This is a genomic window from Asticcacaulis sp., assembly GCF_051954415.1.
GTDB lineage: Bacteria > Pseudomonadota > Alphaproteobacteria > Caulobacterales > Caulobacteraceae > Asticcacaulis.
In genome coordinates this window covers 25,725-40,771 of sequence record NZ_JBQCHT010000044.1, presented here as the reverse complement: position 1 = coordinate 40,771, position 15,047 = coordinate 25,725, and the positions used below count along the sequence as shown (strand labels likewise).

Sequence of the window (15,047 nt, the reverse complement as noted above, 5' to 3'; positions counted from 1 at the left end):
ACCCCTTTGACCCAACTCGGCCCCCGGTGCTTATGCATCGGGGGCTTTTTTCTGCGCCGGACAGCCAAAAGGCCGGAGCAGAACCCCGGCCTTCTTGCTTTGTTTTGCGCACTTTTTAATCCAAAAAGGTGCGTTACACTTTTTGGAAAGTGCTTATTTCTTCTTCAACTCAGCCAGGATATCGGCCAGCAGTTCTTCCTGCGAAGGGCCGGGCGGCGGTGGCGCCGGCGGTGGCGGCATCAGCCTGTTGATCGCCTTGACCACCAGGAAGATGGCTGCGCCGATGATCAGGAACTGGATGACCGTATTGATGAAGACGCCATAGGAGATGGCGACCTCGGCCGTCTGGGTGGCCATATCGGCCGGCTTCAAGATCAGCTTGAGATTGGAGAAATCGACGCCGCCGGTCAGATAGCCGATCGGCGGCATGATGATATTATCAACGAGCGAGGTGACGATCTTGCCGAAGGCGCCGCCGATCACGACACCGACCGCCAGGTCGATGACATTGCCGCGCATCAGGAAGGTCTTGAATTCGGAGGCAATGCTCATGTCGGGCGCTCCTGGTTAGGCGTTGTCGTCGCCGGAAAGATTCAGGCGTTCGCGTAGTTCCTTGCCGCTCTTGAAGAACGGCACATGCTTGGCGGGCACCTTGACCGATTCCCCGGTGCGCGGATTGCGGCCGGCACGGGCCGGGCGGGAACGCACCGACAGGGCGCCAAAGCCGCGAAGCTCGACGCGGCCGCCTTTTTCCAGCGTGCTGATCATGGATTCCAGAATGAGGTTTACCGCGCGCTCGACATCCTTCTGCGTCAAATGCGGGTATTCGGAAGCCAAACGTTCAATAAGTTCAGACTTGAGCATTGATCTCCCTCACGCGGTAAATCTGAGAAGGCAAGCATGTCCGAAAATTAAAATGAGTTCAAGGGCTTGTTGATAGATTAACGTACTGGTAGCGCTAACATATTAAGATTTTTCGTCGGGATCAGGATATTTTCCTGCCTGGGAAGCGCAAGACGGACGTTCATCATATTAAAAACCCCCGCAATGACAAGGTTCACAAAAAAACCTTACATCACGGGGGCTTATGAGTACCAAGCGGTATGCGCCCGGTTTGGCGGCGTAAAAAAAGCCGGAGCCCCGTGAGAGGCTCCGGCCTGATTTTTAGCTTTGCCTAAACCGCTCAGGCGCATTCGCACCATAGCGATTTAAGAGGCCCGTACTTACGAACCGGCCTTGTCGCGCAGGGCGGCACCCAGGATATCGCCCAGCGAAGCGCCGGAATCCTGCGAACCGTATTGCTCGATGGCTTCCTTTTCCGAAGCCATTTCCAGGGCCTTGATCGAAACGGAGACCTTGCGGGCCGCCTTGTCGACATTGGTCACCTGGGCGTCGATGCGGTCGCCGACGGCAAAACGCTCAACGCGTTGCTCGTTGCGATCGCGCGACAGGTCGGACTTGCGGATGAAGGCCGTCATCGGGGCGTCGTCTTCACCGAACTTCACTTCGATACCGCCCGAAGTGACTTCGGTAACGGTGACGGTGATGTTCTGGCCCTTGCGGTAGGTGTCGCCGGTCATCGGATCGCTGCCGAGCTGCTTGATGCCCAGGCTGATGCGTTCCTTTTCGACGTCGACGTCCAGAACCTTGGACTTGACGACATCGCCCTTCTTGTACTTGGCGATGGCTTCTTCGCCGGCCACGTTCCAGTCGAGATCCGACAGGTGGACCATGCCGTCGATGTCGTTTTCGAAGCCGATGAACAGGCCGAACTCGGTGGCGTTCTTGACTTCGCCTTCGATCGTCGAACCGACCGGATGCTGAGCCAGGAAGTCATCCCAGGGGTTATTCTGGGCCTGCTTCAGGCCAAGCGAAACGCGGCGCTTGGAGGCATCGACTTCGAGCACGACGACTTCAACTTCCTGAGAGGTCGAAACGATCTTGCCCGGATGGACGTTCTTCTTGGTCCACGACATTTCCGAAACGTGAACCAGGCCTTCAACGCCCGATTCCAGCTCCACGAAGGCGCCGTAGTCAGTGATGTTGGTGATGCGGCCGGAAAACTTGCCGCCGACCGGATACTTGGAGTCGACACCATCCCACGGATCGGACTGCAGTTGCTTCATGCCGAGGCTGATGCGCTGCGTATCCGGGTTGATCTTGATGATCTGAACCTTGACAGCATCGCCGACGTTGAGAACCTGCGACGGATGCGAAACGCGCTTCCACGACATGTCGGTAACGTGCAGCAGGCCGTCGATGCCGCCGAGGTCAACGAACGCACCGTAATCGGTGATGTTTTTGACGACGCCGTCACGGATTTCGCCTTCGGCCAGTTGGCCGACCAGCTCGGTGCGCTGTTCGGCACGGGCTTCTTCGAGGATGGCGCGACGCGACACGACGATATTGCCGCGCGGACGGTCCATCTTCAGAATGGCGAAGGGCTGTTCCTTGCCCATCAGCGGGGCGACATCGCGCACGGGGCGGATATCGACCTGGGAGCCGGGCAGGAAGCCCGATGCGCCGTCCATATCGACCGTGAAGCCGCCCTTGACGCGACCGACGATCGTACCCATGACCGGTTCGCCCTTGTTGAAGATCACTTCCAGGCGGGTCCAGGCTTCTTCGCGGCGGGCCTTCTCGCGGCTGATGACCGCTTCGCCCATGGCGTTTTCAACGCGTTCCAGGTAAACTTCGACGGTGTCGCCGACCTTCAAGGACTGGCCGTCTGTGAGGCCGAATTCCTTCAGGGAGATACGGCCTTCGGTCTTCAGACCGACATCGACCATGACATATTCTTTTTCGACGCCGACGACGAGGCCGTGAATGACCTGGCCTTCAAGCATGTCGCGGCCGTGCATGGATTCGTCAAGCAGGGCGGCGAAATCGTCGCGCGACGGATTGTAATCGCTCATAGAGTCTCTTTTGTGTGTTGGCGCGTGTCCCGTCTTTCAGGTTCCGGAAACGCCGGTGAGGCCGTGGCGTCTGACGGTGAAAGGGCGCGGGGGTGCGGCTTTGGATTTTGTGAAGCTGGGTTTGGGAGGCAGCCGAAGCGGGCCCCAAGGTGTGAACCACAGGCTTTTCAGCCCCGAAGACGTCCCATGTGCTGCCTCTATAAAGCCGCTGGTGGATTTAACACTCGAAAGAATGTCACAGACGGCTTTTCACAAGGGATCGCGCAGTTGCGATGGCAGCGTCTATACCCAAGTCGGAGGTATCTAGCAAGAGCGCATCTTCAGCCATTTCCAACGGCGCGCTTGACCGCGACGAATCGCGTTCATCACGGATGCGGATATCGTCCAGAACCTCGGCTTCGGTGAGGGCGGGATCGAGTTTCACCAGTTGCAGCCAGCGGCGATGAGCGCGTACTTCCGGACGGGCGGTAATGAACAGCTTGACCGGCGCGTGCGGGGCAATGACGGTGCCAATATCGCGGCCATCGAGCACGGCGCCGGACGCCTGGTTGGCGAAATCCTGCTGATATTTGAAGAGGGCCGCCCGCACTTCCGGAATAGCCGCGACGCGGGAGGCGCGTTCGCCGGCTTCACGGCCACGCAGAGCCTCATCGGCCAGGGTGTCGGTGTCGATCAGGCGGGCGGCGAGGGCGGGGTCGATATCACGCACATGCGCCAGGTGACCGGCGGCGCGATACAGCAGGCCGGTATCGAGAAACGGCAGACCGTAATCGGCGGCAATCACTGAGGCGAGCGTGCCCTTGCCGGACGCGGCCGGGCCGTCAAAGGCGATCAGAAGAGGGTTGGTCATTGACAGATATATTCGTTAGAATATTGAAATTATGAATGAAGAGAAGCCTTAAGCGCAAACCGTGATCCTATTTGCAAGCTCCGATGCAACGGATTTACGATCCTTTTCAGAAGCTTTTTTTGAGACGGTCGGAACCGATTTTGAAGAAAGACAAAGCGCCAACTGCCTCGACGAAATTTACTTCCGTGGAAGTAAGGATGGTCTGCGGTTTTCAATCTGGAAGTCGGACGAAGACGACCTGCAGCAGTGGCAATTCTTGATAGAGATTTCGTCACACAACCCTAATCTCGAAGACCTGACCTTAAAGCTTAATCGTCTTAAGAATAATTGCTTCGAATTTTGGCAAATATACCATTTCGGCAAGAAAAACCAGTCGCTTATAAAGCTATGATTGGCATCTTGAGGCCCAGATCATTGAGTGCCAGCAGAGCCTCAGCATTACCTTTGGCATCGTCAAGCGGGTCATGCGTGTGTGCCGTTTTCCTGAACTGCCGCCATTCACCAGACAACTGTACATTTCCTTTCCAGCCGGAATATATATCGCCAATGCGCCGAGCCGAAAAGCCAAACGGATTGTGACCGACAAAGCTGTAAAAATAGTAGTTTATGAACTGCCAGTCGAATGCCGGGTTGTCCGACACGAATGTAAATTTTCCGCCTGGGTTTATGCTCTCTAACCACGCCAAAAATTGCTTCATGGTTTCCGAAGCAGACGGATGTGCCTCATGTTCTGCCCTTGAAATTCCGCTTATGGCGAGAGCTTCAGCTTGCCAATTTTCAGATATTGGAGCGACTTTCCCCTCGAAGGTGTGGCTGAGTGTAGGGGTTAAAGCTACGGCCGCAAAACTGACCATGGAATAAAGCCCCGGACAGGGGCCGTCTGACTCTATATCAACAACAATCCAAACCATATACGCTTTCCCCCATTTTTTAAATGCTACTCGAACGTCATCCCGACCCCGACGCTCTGCAGGTCGCGCCAATAGCCGGGATAGGTCTTGGCGGTGCAGCCGGGGTCGAGGATGCGCAGGCCGTCGATCACCAAAGCGGCTTGCGCGAAAGCCATGGCGATGCGGTGGTCGGCATAGGTATGGATATCCGCTGCTACCCGCTTGCCGATCAGGCTGCGGTCCGGCGTCACCAGCAGGTCGTCGCCGATTTCCTCCGCCAGACCGGGCTGGATGCGGTTCAGTTCGGTGGCGACGGCATTGATGCGGTCGCATTCCTTGACGCGCAGATTGGCGATGCTAACAAAGCGCACCGGATGATTATTGAGCGCGGCCAGCACGGCGATGGTCGGGATGGCGTCCTGCATCTGGCTGCCGTCGATTTCGGCCGGCAGATTGGGGAACTGCCTTATATAGTCATAGGCGCGGGCGTCGGGCTGCATCATCGCTTCGGGTGCGATGCCGATATCGATTTGCGCGCCCAGCAGCGCATTGATGCCCCAGATATAGGTGGCGGCGCTGGCGTCGGGTTCCACCCAGTAGTCGCGGGCTTCGTAAGGCGTGTTGGCGATGTCCCAGCCTAAGGGGCCGGCCAAAGAACTGGATTGCGTGATTTCGGCACCGAAAGCCTTCATGCACTCCAGCGTGATATCGATATAGCCGCGCGCGCCGATATCGCCGTCCTTAACTTTCAAGGAGAACGGCGCGTCGCCTTTTGTGCCGGCCATCATCAGGGCCGAGACATACTGGCTCGACAGGCTGGCATCGACCTCGACAGACCGATTGGCGAAACCGCCCTCACTGGTCACTGTTACCGGCGGGCAGCCAGTCGGGGCCGTGGCCGCGATGCCAGCGGCATTGAGGGCCTCGACCAGCGGGGCGATGGGCCGCTTTTGCATGTGTTCGTCACCGGTCAGCACCGTCGTACCGGCAATATTGGCCGCGGCGGCCGTAAGAAACCGCACCGCCGTGCCGGCATTGCCGAGGAATAGCGGCTCGGCCGAAGGGGTCAATGTGCCGGTGCTGGTGATGACGAAATCGGTGTCGCCGGTTTCTTCCACCGTCACGCCAAGCTGACGCAGGGCCTGCGCCATATATTTGGTGTCGTCGCTCTTGAGCGCGCCGCTGACATGGCTCCGGCCCTTTGCCAGGGCGGCGATCAGCAGCACCCGGTTGGTGATCGATTTCGAGCCGGGCAGGGCGATCTTTCCGGTCAAGCTGCCTTTCGGCGATAAAAGTCTGACGGCATTCGGCTGGCTGGACACGGGAAAGTCTCGGTTTAAACGAAAAAATGAACTCTGCCCGCAAAAGGGGCTTTGACAGGAGGCTTATCTAGTGGCAAGGGGGCCGACGCAATCGAAATTTTCTAAAGACTGAAAGAAGGACGTCTCGTGGCTGATCCTGCCTTAGGTACCAAACAAGTTTGCCCCAACTGCACGGCAAAATTCTACGACCTGAACAAACATCCGGCGCACTGCCCGCGCTGCGACACTGAATTCGACCAGGAAGAAGTCGTCCGCACGCGCCGGTCGCGCGTCCGCACCACGGCCCCTGATTATGAAGATACCGATGAGGAATCCGAAGATCAGGTCAAGGGCAAGACCGGCGGCGAGGACGACGAAGACGAAGAACCGGAAACCGTTACGCCGGAAATCGACGAAGTGGTCACCGACGACGCCCTGCTGATCGATGAGGACGAAGACCTCGATCCGGCCGATCCGGCCCGCGTCGGCGCGCCCGGTGAAAACGTCGACATGGATATCGAAGACGCCGACCTGGGCGATGACGATGGCGACGATGTGCCCTTCCTCGAAGACGACGAGGATGCCGATTTCGACGAAGAGATCGACGGCCTTCCGGGCGAAGACGAAGACGACCGCTAAGATTAAGCCGCCGGTATGTTCCGGCGGCTTTTTTCTTGTGTCGCGCGAGACCTGTGAAAAAGTTCAAAAAAGTTCGCAAAAGGGCTTGCGTCGCCGCAAACCCTGAACTAGAAGTCGCCGCCTCGGACGGGGCCACCCGGTCCGGGGCCATCTCAGAGATGGGGCATTAGCTCAGCTGGTAGAGCGCTTGCATGGCATGCAAGAGGTCAGCGGTTCGACTCCGCTATGCTCCACCAATAAAACACCCGCCCCCACAATTACAGTGCGGCGGGTTTTTTATTGGTGGATTGGGTCGAACCGCGCGGTTCGGCGAGGGCTTAAACCGGCAAAGAGCCAACCGGATGAAATTTTCCCGCTAGTGAACCAGGGCTTTTATACCCGCATAACCAATATACAGGGCCACAAGAACGATAAGGCCGCTTGAGAGATAGGGCGCACGGTTTGCAATCCTGCCGAATCCTTTAAAGCGCTTCGATACGTGTTTCACACTCCACGCAGCCAGTACGCCAGACGCGACCATAGTCAGGGCGAGGCCGATACTGAAACACAAGACCAGAGTGGCACCCAGTGCAATGCGTTTCAATTGCAGGCACAAAAGCAAGACAGTGATAGAAGCGGGGCAGGGAATGAGGCCGCCGGTTAATCCGAACATAATGATTTGCGGTGTGGTCACTTTTTGGCCGGCAAAACGGCGCTCAATCTCTTCGGCATGTTCCCGTTCATGATCGTCGGCATATGGCTCTGCCCCCGCAAATCCGGCCGCTACGCCCGCATGGTCGCTATGATCCTGGTGATGTTCTTCATAAGTCAGCGAATAGCTGTGGCTGTGGCCGGCATGTCCTAAAATCAATTTTGCCCTGAATTCGTGCGGTTCCGGAATTTCATCTGCCGATTCAAGAAAGCCTTTCTTCTGTGTAAAGGTGAAAGCCTGTTGGCTGTCGTCTTTACGAATGGTCTTCACCAATACATCTTCAGCGCCCCACGCTTGTCCCCTTTCCGTAAATAGTCGGAAGCGCGGTGGCTGGCCTTGTTCAAAAATTTCCAGGAGGACCTTGCCATGGCCGGTATCAATGTGTCTGGTTTCGTCATGGGCGTGATGATGATGATGATGATCGTGCCCATGCTCCCCGCGCTGATAAGACCATGTCCGCCAGATTATCCAAAGGGCCACGCCCAGCATAATGACGGCTGAAGCGACCTGAAAATAAGGCTCAATGGCTTCGCTATCCCAGCTTTGCCCCAGGTAAAGACCGCCAAGTGCGATCAGCCACACGATCAAGGTATGTGAAACCGTTGCCGATAAGCCAAGCAATATCGCCTGACCGATTGTTCCGCGCACGGCCACAATGAAGGCCGCCATCATTGTCTTCGAATGGCCGGGCTCCAGTCCGTGGAGGGCGCCCAGAAGAATAGCCGAAGGAATAAACAGCCAGGCATTACCGGCGCCTTGCTGTAAGAAAGAGGCGAAATCATTCATGTTGGATTACTTCACATACGAGTGGATAATGTCGATGAGCGTTTGCTGAGCATCCGGCTTCAACACGCCGGGGCGGGTTGGGTCATCAGCCAGATGGTGACGGATATGGTGCTCCAGCACTTCGCCCATCAGCCCTGAAATACTGCCCCTGGCCGCGGCGATCAGATGCATGATTTTCTCGCTTTCAGACTCGCTTTCTAGGGCGCGTTCCAGTGCTTCGACCTGTCCTTTAATGCGGCGGACACGGGCAAGCAGCTTGGACTTTTCTTTATCCGTGTGCATGTTGAGTTCCTATAACATACCCCCCTATGTTATATTTGACGAACGGAGTCCAGCTCTAAGATATTTCAGGGGGGGGCTTGTCCGCGCCCGGCAGGGTTAACGCCCGATTCAGGTCTTCATCATCGAATCTTGACAATTATCCGCTATAAACAACAGACAGGTTCATAGTTGAGGGCGGCCGCAGAGCCGCCTGAGGATACGCATCATGCAGAAGATCGACGCCGTAAACTGGATTTCCGCCGCCCGCGCCTGTGCGCCGGCCCAATGTGCCGCTGCCTTCGTTTCGGCCATGGCGACGCCGCGTCATCGCGCCGACAGCGAAACCCCGCGCCAGCCGCTTAACCTGCGCTGATCACCGCACCTCCTGGCTTTCCAACGGCGGTATTTCGGGTGTAAGACGAACCCGACAAGCAGCAAAGGAGCCGCCGATGGGCCGCATGATCACTCTCAATCGCGCCGATGGCGGCCATCTCGATGCTTATTTGTCCGATATCGATAAATCACGGCCCTGCGTCATCGTCATCCAGGAATGGTGGGGCCTGAACGACCATATCAAATCGATCGTAGATCGCTTCGAGTTTGAGGGCTTCAACGCCCTGGCGCCCGATCTTTATCATGGCCGCATCACGAAAGACGCCGACGAGGCCAGCCATATGATGAATGGCCTCGATTTTCCCGGTGCCGTCCATCAGGATATCGCCGCGGCGCTCGATTACCTGAAAACCATCAATCCCTCGGTTGCCGTCATGGGCTTCTGCATGGGTGGGGCACTGACCATAGGGGCTGCGGCGCGGCTGGAAGGTTTCAAGGCGGCGGTCTGCTTCTATGGTGTGCCACCGAAAGCCTTTGCCGATCCGGCCGATATAAAAATCCCCTTCCAGGGCCATTTCGGCAGGAAGGACGACTGGGTGACGCCCGCCGTGGTGGCCGATATTGAGGCCTCCATGACGAAGGCCGGCAATTCGCCGGAAATCTACAGCTACGACGCCGACCACGCCTTCTTCAACAAGACCCGCCCGGAGGTCTATGATGCCGAAGCCTCTGAACAGGCCTGGACACGGATGATGGCGTTCCTGCGCGCCAAGCTGTAGCTGAAATAAGGGGGGATCTTAATGAACGCGCGTATTGTAGCCTTTATCGCCAGCCGGCTTTTCGCTGTCTACCTGATGCTGGTTTATGTTCTGAACTATGCCTTAGTGCTTATTGTTTCATTGATCGCTGATCAGACTGAGGTCGGTAAGAATACAATGGCCTATGCAGGTTCATTGACATTTGCAGCGATTTTTTCTGCGCTGATCGCGGCAGCTTTCTGGTTTGGCGCTGGCTGGATCGCCGGCAGAATGGTCAGTGCTTCGCCGGAGACCAATGGCGAGGGACTAAATATCGATCAGTGGAAGGGCCTCGTCGTGGCCGCTATTGGTGCTCTATTCATTCTGACGGCCGCAAAATTTTTCAGCCAGACTCTCAATCTTATGGCTCGCCATGATCCAGATTTCAGCAGCATTTTACCATTCACGCTCATCAGTGGCGTATTGTATGCTGTTGCTGGTGTCTCGCTTATTGCCTGGTCCCGTTCGATTGCAGGGGGTTTAAAGGCGTTAATTACCTGGTTTGCCAAACCGGCTTTTGGCGAGAGTGACCGGTGACGCCCTTTTGTTTTACCAAACTTGTATTGCGTATGCTGATTACCGGCATATTGTGCCTTTATCTTCCGCCAAAAATTGCCTTGGGCGCATTATCGGCAACTACCTTTTGGCAGAAAGGTACAGGGCCTGATTTCGGTTCGCCTGATGCCGCTATAGTCTTGATGATGCTGCTACTCCTCAGCATAATTGTAGTCGCGTCTTTGGTGCTCTGGGTTCGCATTGAGTGGCTGGCAAAAAAAATGCTGCCATCTGGAACCGACCTCATCCAAATTTCCGATTATGAAGACTGGCAAGAAGCGGGTTTGAGGTTTATCGGTGGATGGCTGGCTTTGAAAGCTTGCCTCGGATTTCAGCAGACCTTGATTGGAAACAGCGTCTATATCGCAGATTCTCATTTGGCTCTCTTTTATCTCATAGCTTCAATCTTTTTGATTGTCGGCTGGAGCAACATCAAGAAGCCTTTCTCCCGAAACTGGCGCGCGGTTTAAGCGGCAAGCTTTAAACCGGCCCGCAATTGACCTTTGCGCTTTTTGGGATTAGGCCAAATCCCATAAAGGGGCGCCATTAACCGTCCCTATCGAGAAGGCGTGTATTTTGACCGTATTTTACCACGAAGGCGATTTGCCGGACGGGCTCGATCTGGGATCGTCCGTCGCCATTGATTCCGAAACCATGGGCCTGCGTTTCCGCCGCGATCCTTTGTGCGTGGTGCAATTGTCTTCCGGCGACGGCCACGCCCATGTCGTGCGTATGAGCCGCCCGGATTACAACTGCCCGAACCTGAAGCGTCTGCTGACCGATCCGAAGGTGCTCAAACTGTTTCATTTCGGCCGCTTCGATATCGGCATGTTTGAACTGCATCTCGGCGTCACCACCGCGCCGGTTTACTGTACCAAGATCGCCTCGAAGCTGGCGCGCACCTATACCGACCGCCACGGCCTGAAAGACCTGACCCGCGAACTGCTGGCGGTTGATCTCTCCAAGGCGCAGCAAAGCTCCGATTGGGGCCAGGCCACGCTTTCGGCCGAGCAACTGGCCTACGCGGCTTCCGATGTGCTGCATCTGCACGCGCTCAAGGAAAAGCTCGACGCCATGCTGGTGCGCGAAGGCCGTGATCAGTTGGCGAAGGCCGCAATGGAATTTTTACCGCACCGCGTCAAACTCGATTTGGCAGGCTGGGAAGATTGCGATATCTTCGCGCATAGCTGGGCGTAACCAGCCAAAGAACCAAGGTTTTTAATGACCCTGACGGACCTTCATGAGCCGCTCCAGCCCCTGGGGCTGGCGGTGCAGATAGATGCAGAGGCCGAAGCCGCCGATCGCCGGGTCCGCCTGGCGCAGCAGGTGGCGGCTGTGCGCCGGCGTTCGCGCCTGATCCATCTGCTGCGCCGCTTGCTGCCGGGGCTGATCATCGGGCTCGGCCTGTTCAATGTCGGCTGGATCGTGGCGCAGACCATCATTAATTCGATGAATGTCTATAACGGCAATCTGAACGAAATCCGCTACACCAATCCGCGCTATTATGGCCAGGGCGGCAATGGCGACCGCTATACGATCAGCGGTCTGGAAGCGGTGCGCAAGGGCATGAACGCCACGACGATTTCGCTGAAGGCGCCCAGCATGGAATTCAAGAGCAGCGATGTCGAAAACCCGACCCGGGTTTCGGCGGCCAATGGTGTCTTTGACCAGACCACCAACAAGTTCACCCTGACCGGCCATGTGGTGATCGCGGCCGGCGGTTCGGATTTTGTGCTCAGGACCGAACAGGCCGTGGTGGATATGGATAAATCCATTGTCTATGGCGACAAACACGTTGATGGAAACGGTTCGGCGGGGCATATAGTGGGGGAATCCTTCCTGGTTTCCGACAATGGCCATTCACTGGACATCAAGGGACGCGGTGACACCAAGGCCTGGGCCACGATAACTGAACAGTAGCCCTTCAAACGGACCGGCTCTCAAAGGGACAAAGACGGTATGAAAAAGCAAACGGTTGTGACGGCGCTGATCGCGGCCGGGATGATTGCGGCGGCGGGCGGCCTGGCAGTCTCCAGCGGTGCACAGGCCCAGGTGTCGAGTGAAGGCGGCCCCGTCATGGTCGGCGGCGATTCCATGCACATGGATGAACTGGCCCATACCCAGACGCTCGTCGGCCGGGTCGAGGTCATTCAGGACAATGCCCGCCTGCGCGCCGATAAGGTGGTCATCACCCGCCAGCCCGGCGCCAATGGCCGGGGCTTCGGCGAGGTGGTCACCATCGTCGCCACCGGCAATGTCTATTACGTCACGCCGGACAGCACCATGAAGGGCGATCAGGCCGTCTATACCAAGGCGACCGACGATATGGTCCTGACCGGCGATGTCATCCTGACGCAGAACCAGAACGTCACCACCGGTACGCGGCTGGTCTATAACCTGACACAGAAGACCACCACCTTCGATGCCGGCACCGGCCGCGTCAAGGCGATCATCTATCCGGACAAGAAGTAGGTCTTATGCTGGCTGTCGAAGAACTCAATCCCGCCGTCAGCGTCGATACTGCAAATGAAGGTATCGTCGTCGAGGGAATCGGCAAGACCTACAAGGAGCGCGCTGTCGTCAAGAGCGTCAGCCTCAGGCTGGGGCGCGGCGAGGTCGTGGGGCTGCTGGGCCCCAACGGTGCCGGCAAGACCACCTGCTTTTACATGATCACCGGGCTGATCGAGGCCGATTACGGCACGATCCGGCTCGACGGCCAGGACATCACCTACCAGCCCATGTACCAGCGCGCCCGCATGGGACTGGGTTACCTGCCCCAGGAAGCCTCGATCTTCCGCGGCATGTCTGTGGAACAGAATATCCTTGCCGTGCTCGAACTGAACGAGAAGGATCCGAACAAGGTCCGTGATGATGTCAACCGGTTGCTCGAAGAGCTGCGCATTACCCATATCCGCCATTCGCCGGCCACCGCCCTTTCAGGCGGGGAGCGCCGTCGCGTCGAAATCGCCCGGGCGCTGGCCGGCAAGCCGTCATTCATGCTGCTGGATGAGCCCTTCGCCGGCATCGACCCGCTGGCCATTTCTGATATCCGCGAAGTGGTTATGTACCTCAAGAGCCGCGGGATCGGCATCCTGATCACCGATCACAATGTCCGCGAAACGCTCGACCTGGTCGATCGCGCCTCGATCATCCATTCGGGCGAGGTGCTCTTTGAAGGCACGGCGGATGAAATCACCCACGATCCGGAAGTGAAGCGTGTCTATCTGGGCGAGTCTTTCAATTCCTAGATTCGCTGGGCATAATCTGCCGATTGCCCCCATCCGTTAACCATTCGACAGTAACTGTTAACGCACAATGCCGGACATGTTTTCGTCCGGTTTCCGCAAAAATTGCCGAAGCTAAAGAAATATAGACGATTTGCGGTCAGTATGACGCAAACGGTCTAAAGGTCATCAATGGCGCTCGGTCAAAGATTAGAACTCAAGCAGGGACAGGGGCTGGTCATCACCCCTCAGTTGCAGCAGGCGATCAAGCTGCTGCAATTGTCGAACCTTGAGCTTGAGGCGGTGATCGAAACCGAACTGGAGCGCAATCCGCTGCTTCAGCGTGATGACAGCGACCCAGTGGGTGAGGCCAACGACGCCGATGCCCCCGCGCCAGCGGCCGACAGCGGCGAATCCCGCGAACTGGAGTTGGGTGACCGCGATACGATCGCCGCCAATTCCGATCTCGATGCCTCGGCTTCCGATGTCTATGGCGACGATGAGCCGGTGGTGCGCGAGCGCGAATCGGCCACGGCCGATACCGGCGAAGGCCCGATGGTCGACTGGTCCAAGGCTGGCAAGGGCGGGGGCGGCTTCGATGGTGACGAGGACATGGAACGGGCGCTGACGCGCGAAAAAACGCTCACCGAACACCTGACCGACCAGGCACTGATCGCCCATTTCAGCGCACCGGAAATGGCCATTGCGCAGATCCTGATCGATGCCGTAGATGATGCCGGCTACATGCGGGTGCCTCTGGCCGAAATCGCTGATCGCCTCGGCTGCGAACTGGCCCTCGTGGAAAAGGTGCTGACTGCCTGCCAGGGCTTCGAGCCGACCGGCATCATGGCCACCAGCGTGCCGGAATGCCTGAAGCTGCAACTGATCGAGCGCAATCGTTTCGATCCGGCCATGGCGGCGCTGATTGATAATCTCGAACTGCTGGCGCGCCGTGATCTCTCGGCCCTGCGCAAGGTCTGCGGTGTCGATGAGGAAGATCTCAGCGAGATGATCGCCGAGCTGAAATCGCTTAATCCGCGTCCGGGGGCCGCCTACGGCGCCGAACCGTCGCAGACCGTGGTGCCGGATGTCTTTGTGCGGCCGGATACCAATGGTGGCTGGCGCATCGATCTCAATTCCGACACCCTGCCGCGCGTGCTGGTCGATCAGAAATATCATGCCAGGGTGGCGACCTCGGCCCGCTCCGAATCCGAAAAATCCTATCTGAATGACTGCCTGAGCCAGGCCAACTGGCTGATCAAGAGCCTGGACCAGCGGGCGCGCACCATCCTCAAGGTTTCCGCCGAAATCGTCCGCCAGCAAGATGCCTTCTTCGTCTATGGTGTCGAATATCTGCGCCCGCTGAACCTGAAAACCGTGGCCGACGCGGTGGGGATGCACGAATCGACCATTTCGCGCGTTACCTCCAACAAGTACGTCGCTACGCCGCGTGGTGTCTTCGAGCTGAAGTTCTTCTTCACCTCCTCGATCGCCTCGAATGACGGCACCTCGGCGCACTCCGCCGAAGCGGTACGCCACAAGATCAAGACCCTGATCGATGGCGAAAAATCGTCCGGCGAAATCCTGTCCGATGACCGTATCGTCGAAATTCTGAAAGAGGCCGGGGTGGATATCGCCCGGCGCACCGTGGCCAAGTATCGGGAGGCCCTGCGCATCCCGTCGAGCGTCGAACGCAAGCGCCAAATTCGCTGATCCGCTTTCGCCCGACAGGTGTATCGGCGAGCCGCATAATGCGCCCTGACCTGTAATTTGCTGATAATAATCAAGGTGAATGCGGGTTAATT

The 15,047-nt window shown here is 57.4% G+C and carries 19 protein-coding genes and 1 tRNA gene; 12 read left to right on the top strand and 8 right to left on the bottom strand.

Annotated elements, in window-relative coordinates; all coding sequences use genetic code 11:
* Positions 1-153: 153 nt before the first annotated feature.
* The 4 genes from mscL to cmk all read right to left on the bottom strand — a co-directional run bounded on the left by mscL (position 154) and on the right by cmk (position 3,765).
* A complete protein-coding gene (gene mscL / locus ACTHND_RS16685; RefSeq protein WP_440179097.1) occupies positions 154-552 on the bottom strand; it encodes a large-conductance mechanosensitive channel protein MscL in 399 nt (132 codons plus the stop codon).
* Between the two features lie 15 nt (positions 553-567).
* Positions 568-864 (bottom strand): integration host factor subunit beta, encoded by a 297-nt coding sequence (locus ACTHND_RS16680; protein WP_440179096.1) that lies wholly within the window; start codon positions 862-864, stop codon positions 568-570.
* Positions 865-1,223: 359 nt separating this feature from the next.
* Positions 1,224-2,915 carry a 30S ribosomal protein S1 gene (gene rpsA / locus ACTHND_RS16675; protein WP_440179095.1) on the bottom strand — a complete coding sequence of 564 codons (1,692 nt, stop codon included), beginning with the start codon at positions 2,913-2,915 and terminating at the stop codon, positions 1,224-1,226.
* A gap of 235 nt (positions 2,916-3,150) precedes the next feature.
* Positions 3,151-3,765, bottom strand: a complete 615-nt coding sequence (cmk, locus tag ACTHND_RS16670) for a (d)CMP kinase (RefSeq protein ID WP_440179094.1) — start codon at positions 3,763-3,765, stop codon at positions 3,151-3,153.
* Between the two features lie 61 nt (positions 3,766-3,826).
* Here cmk and ACTHND_RS16665 point away from each other — a divergent pair, with 61 nt between their 5' ends.
* Positions 3,827-4,156: a hypothetical protein gene (locus ACTHND_RS16665; RefSeq protein WP_440179093.1), complete on the top strand. Its 330-nt coding sequence runs from the start codon at positions 3,827-3,829 to the stop codon at positions 4,154-4,156.
* Here the strand turns inward: ACTHND_RS16665 and ACTHND_RS16660 are convergent.
* On the bottom strand, positions 4,143-4,676 hold the full coding sequence (locus ACTHND_RS16660; protein ID WP_440179092.1) for a 3'-5' exonuclease: 534 nt from the start codon (positions 4,674-4,676) through the stop codon (positions 4,143-4,145). The genes ACTHND_RS16665 and ACTHND_RS16660 overlap by 14 nt on opposite strands.
* A 26-nt stretch (positions 4,677-4,702) precedes the next feature.
* Positions 4,703-5,929 carry a 3-phosphoshikimate 1-carboxyvinyltransferase gene (locus ACTHND_RS16655; protein ID WP_440179091.1) on the bottom strand — a complete coding sequence of 409 codons (1,227 nt, stop codon included), beginning with the start codon at positions 5,927-5,929 and terminating at the stop codon, positions 4,703-4,705.
* A 174-nt stretch (positions 5,930-6,103) separates the two neighbouring features.
* On the opposite strand from ACTHND_RS16655, the gene ACTHND_RS16650 reads away from it, so the two are divergent.
* A complete protein-coding gene (locus tag ACTHND_RS16650; RefSeq protein WP_440179090.1) occupies positions 6,104-6,595 on the top strand; it encodes a TIGR02300 family protein in 492 nt (163 codons plus the stop codon).
* Positions 6,596-6,755: 160 nt separating this feature from the next.
* Positions 6,756-6,831: transfer RNA gene (locus ACTHND_RS16645), tRNA-Ala, on the top strand.
* 119 nt (positions 6,832-6,950) lie between these two features.
* Here ACTHND_RS16645 and ACTHND_RS16640 read toward each other — a convergent pair.
* Both ACTHND_RS16640 and ACTHND_RS16635 read right to left on the bottom strand, forming a co-directional pair.
* Positions 6,951-8,072 (bottom strand): nickel/cobalt efflux transporter, encoded by a 1,122-nt coding sequence (locus tag ACTHND_RS16640; RefSeq protein WP_440179089.1) that lies wholly within the window; start codon positions 8,070-8,072, stop codon positions 6,951-6,953.
* 6 nt (positions 8,073-8,078) lie between these two features.
* Positions 8,079-8,354, bottom strand: a complete 276-nt coding sequence (locus tag ACTHND_RS16635) for a metal/formaldehyde-sensitive transcriptional repressor (protein ID WP_440179088.1) — start codon at positions 8,352-8,354, stop codon at positions 8,079-8,081.
* 205 nt (positions 8,355-8,559) lie between these two features.
* On the opposite strand from ACTHND_RS16635, the gene ACTHND_RS16630 reads away from it, so the two are divergent.
* From ACTHND_RS16630 to rpoN, 9 genes are all read left to right on the top strand, one after another.
* Entirely contained in the window at positions 8,560-8,706 is a 147-nt protein-coding gene (locus ACTHND_RS16630) for a hypothetical protein (protein WP_170828266.1), read from the top strand.
* A gap of 76 nt (positions 8,707-8,782) precedes the next feature.
* On the top strand, positions 8,783-9,445 hold the full coding sequence (locus ACTHND_RS16625; protein ID WP_440179087.1) for a dienelactone hydrolase family protein: 663 nt from the start codon (positions 8,783-8,785) through the stop codon (positions 9,443-9,445).
* 21 nt (positions 9,446-9,466) lie between these two features.
* A complete protein-coding gene (locus tag ACTHND_RS16620; RefSeq protein WP_440179086.1) occupies positions 9,467-10,000 on the top strand; it encodes a hypothetical protein in 534 nt (177 codons plus the stop codon).
* A gap of 32 nt (positions 10,001-10,032) precedes the next feature.
* Positions 10,033-10,488, top strand: coding sequence for a hypothetical protein (locus ACTHND_RS16615; RefSeq protein WP_440179085.1), 456 nt, complete (start codon positions 10,033-10,035; stop codon positions 10,486-10,488).
* A 106-nt stretch (positions 10,489-10,594) separates the two neighbouring features.
* Complete coding sequence (locus tag ACTHND_RS16610) at positions 10,595-11,215, top strand: ribonuclease D (protein ID WP_440179084.1); 621 nt, start codon at positions 10,595-10,597, stop codon at positions 11,213-11,215.
* Between the two features lie 24 nt (positions 11,216-11,239).
* On the top strand, positions 11,240-11,938 hold the full coding sequence (gene lptC, locus ACTHND_RS16605) for an LPS export ABC transporter periplasmic protein LptC (RefSeq protein ID WP_440179083.1): 699 nt from the start codon (positions 11,240-11,242) through the stop codon (positions 11,936-11,938).
* Between the two features lie 39 nt (positions 11,939-11,977).
* A complete protein-coding gene (gene lptA, locus ACTHND_RS16600; RefSeq protein WP_440179082.1) occupies positions 11,978-12,490 on the top strand; it encodes a lipopolysaccharide transport periplasmic protein LptA in 513 nt (170 codons plus the stop codon).
* A gap of 5 nt (positions 12,491-12,495) precedes the next feature.
* Positions 12,496-13,266 carry an LPS export ABC transporter ATP-binding protein gene (gene lptB / locus ACTHND_RS16595; RefSeq protein ID WP_440179081.1) on the top strand — a complete coding sequence of 257 codons (771 nt, stop codon included), beginning with the start codon at positions 12,496-12,498 and terminating at the stop codon, positions 13,264-13,266.
* Between the two features lie 168 nt (positions 13,267-13,434).
* Positions 13,435-14,955 (top strand): RNA polymerase factor sigma-54, encoded by a 1,521-nt coding sequence (rpoN, locus tag ACTHND_RS16590; RefSeq protein ID WP_440179080.1) that lies wholly within the window; start codon positions 13,435-13,437, stop codon positions 14,953-14,955.
* Positions 14,956-15,047: the final 92 nt, after the last annotated feature.

Bases quoted from the DNA above. Each gene is read 5' to 3' on its own strand.
- mscL (WP_440179097.1), bottom strand. From the start codon at position 552: ATGAGCATTGCCTCCGAATTCAAGACCTTCCTGATGCGCGGCAATGTC.
- ACTHND_RS16680 (WP_440179096.1), bottom strand. From the start codon at position 864: ATGCTCAAGTCTGAACTTATTGAACGTTTGGCTTCCGAATACCCGCAT.
- rpsA (WP_440179095.1), bottom strand. From the start codon at position 2,915: ATGAGCGATTACAATCCGTCGCGCGACGATTTCGCCGCCCTGCTTGAC.
- cmk (WP_440179094.1), bottom strand. From the start codon at position 3,765: ATGACCAACCCTCTTCTGATCGCCTTTGACGGCCCGGCCGCGTCCGGC.
- ACTHND_RS16660 (WP_440179092.1), bottom strand. From the start codon at position 4,676: ATGGTTTGGATTGTTGTTGATATAGAGTCAGACGGCCCCTGTCCGGGG.
- ACTHND_RS16640 (WP_440179089.1), bottom strand. From the start codon at position 8,072: ATGAATGATTTCGCCTCTTTCTTACAGCAAGGCGCCGGTAATGCCTGG.
- ACTHND_RS16635 (WP_440179088.1), bottom strand. From the start codon at position 8,354: ATGCACACGGATAAAGAAAAGTCCAAGCTGCTTGCCCGTGTCCGCCGC.
- ACTHND_RS16630 (WP_170828266.1), top strand. From the start codon at position 8,560: ATGCAGAAGATCGACGCCGTAAACTGGATTTCCGCCGCCCGCGCCTGT.
- ACTHND_RS16625 (WP_440179087.1), top strand. From the start codon at position 8,783: ATGGGCCGCATGATCACTCTCAATCGCGCCGATGGCGGCCATCTCGAT.
- ACTHND_RS16620 (WP_440179086.1), top strand. From the start codon at position 9,467: ATGAACGCGCGTATTGTAGCCTTTATCGCCAGCCGGCTTTTCGCTGTC.
- ACTHND_RS16615 (WP_440179085.1), top strand. From the start codon at position 10,033: ATGCTGATTACCGGCATATTGTGCCTTTATCTTCCGCCAAAAATTGCC.
- lptC (WP_440179083.1), top strand. From the start codon at position 11,240: ATGACCCTGACGGACCTTCATGAGCCGCTCCAGCCCCTGGGGCTGGCG.
- lptA (WP_440179082.1), top strand. From the start codon at position 11,978: ATGAAAAAGCAAACGGTTGTGACGGCGCTGATCGCGGCCGGGATGATT.
- lptB (WP_440179081.1), top strand. From the start codon at position 12,496: ATGCTGGCTGTCGAAGAACTCAATCCCGCCGTCAGCGTCGATACTGCA.
- rpoN (WP_440179080.1), top strand. From the start codon at position 13,435: ATGGCGCTCGGTCAAAGATTAGAACTCAAGCAGGGACAGGGGCTGGTC.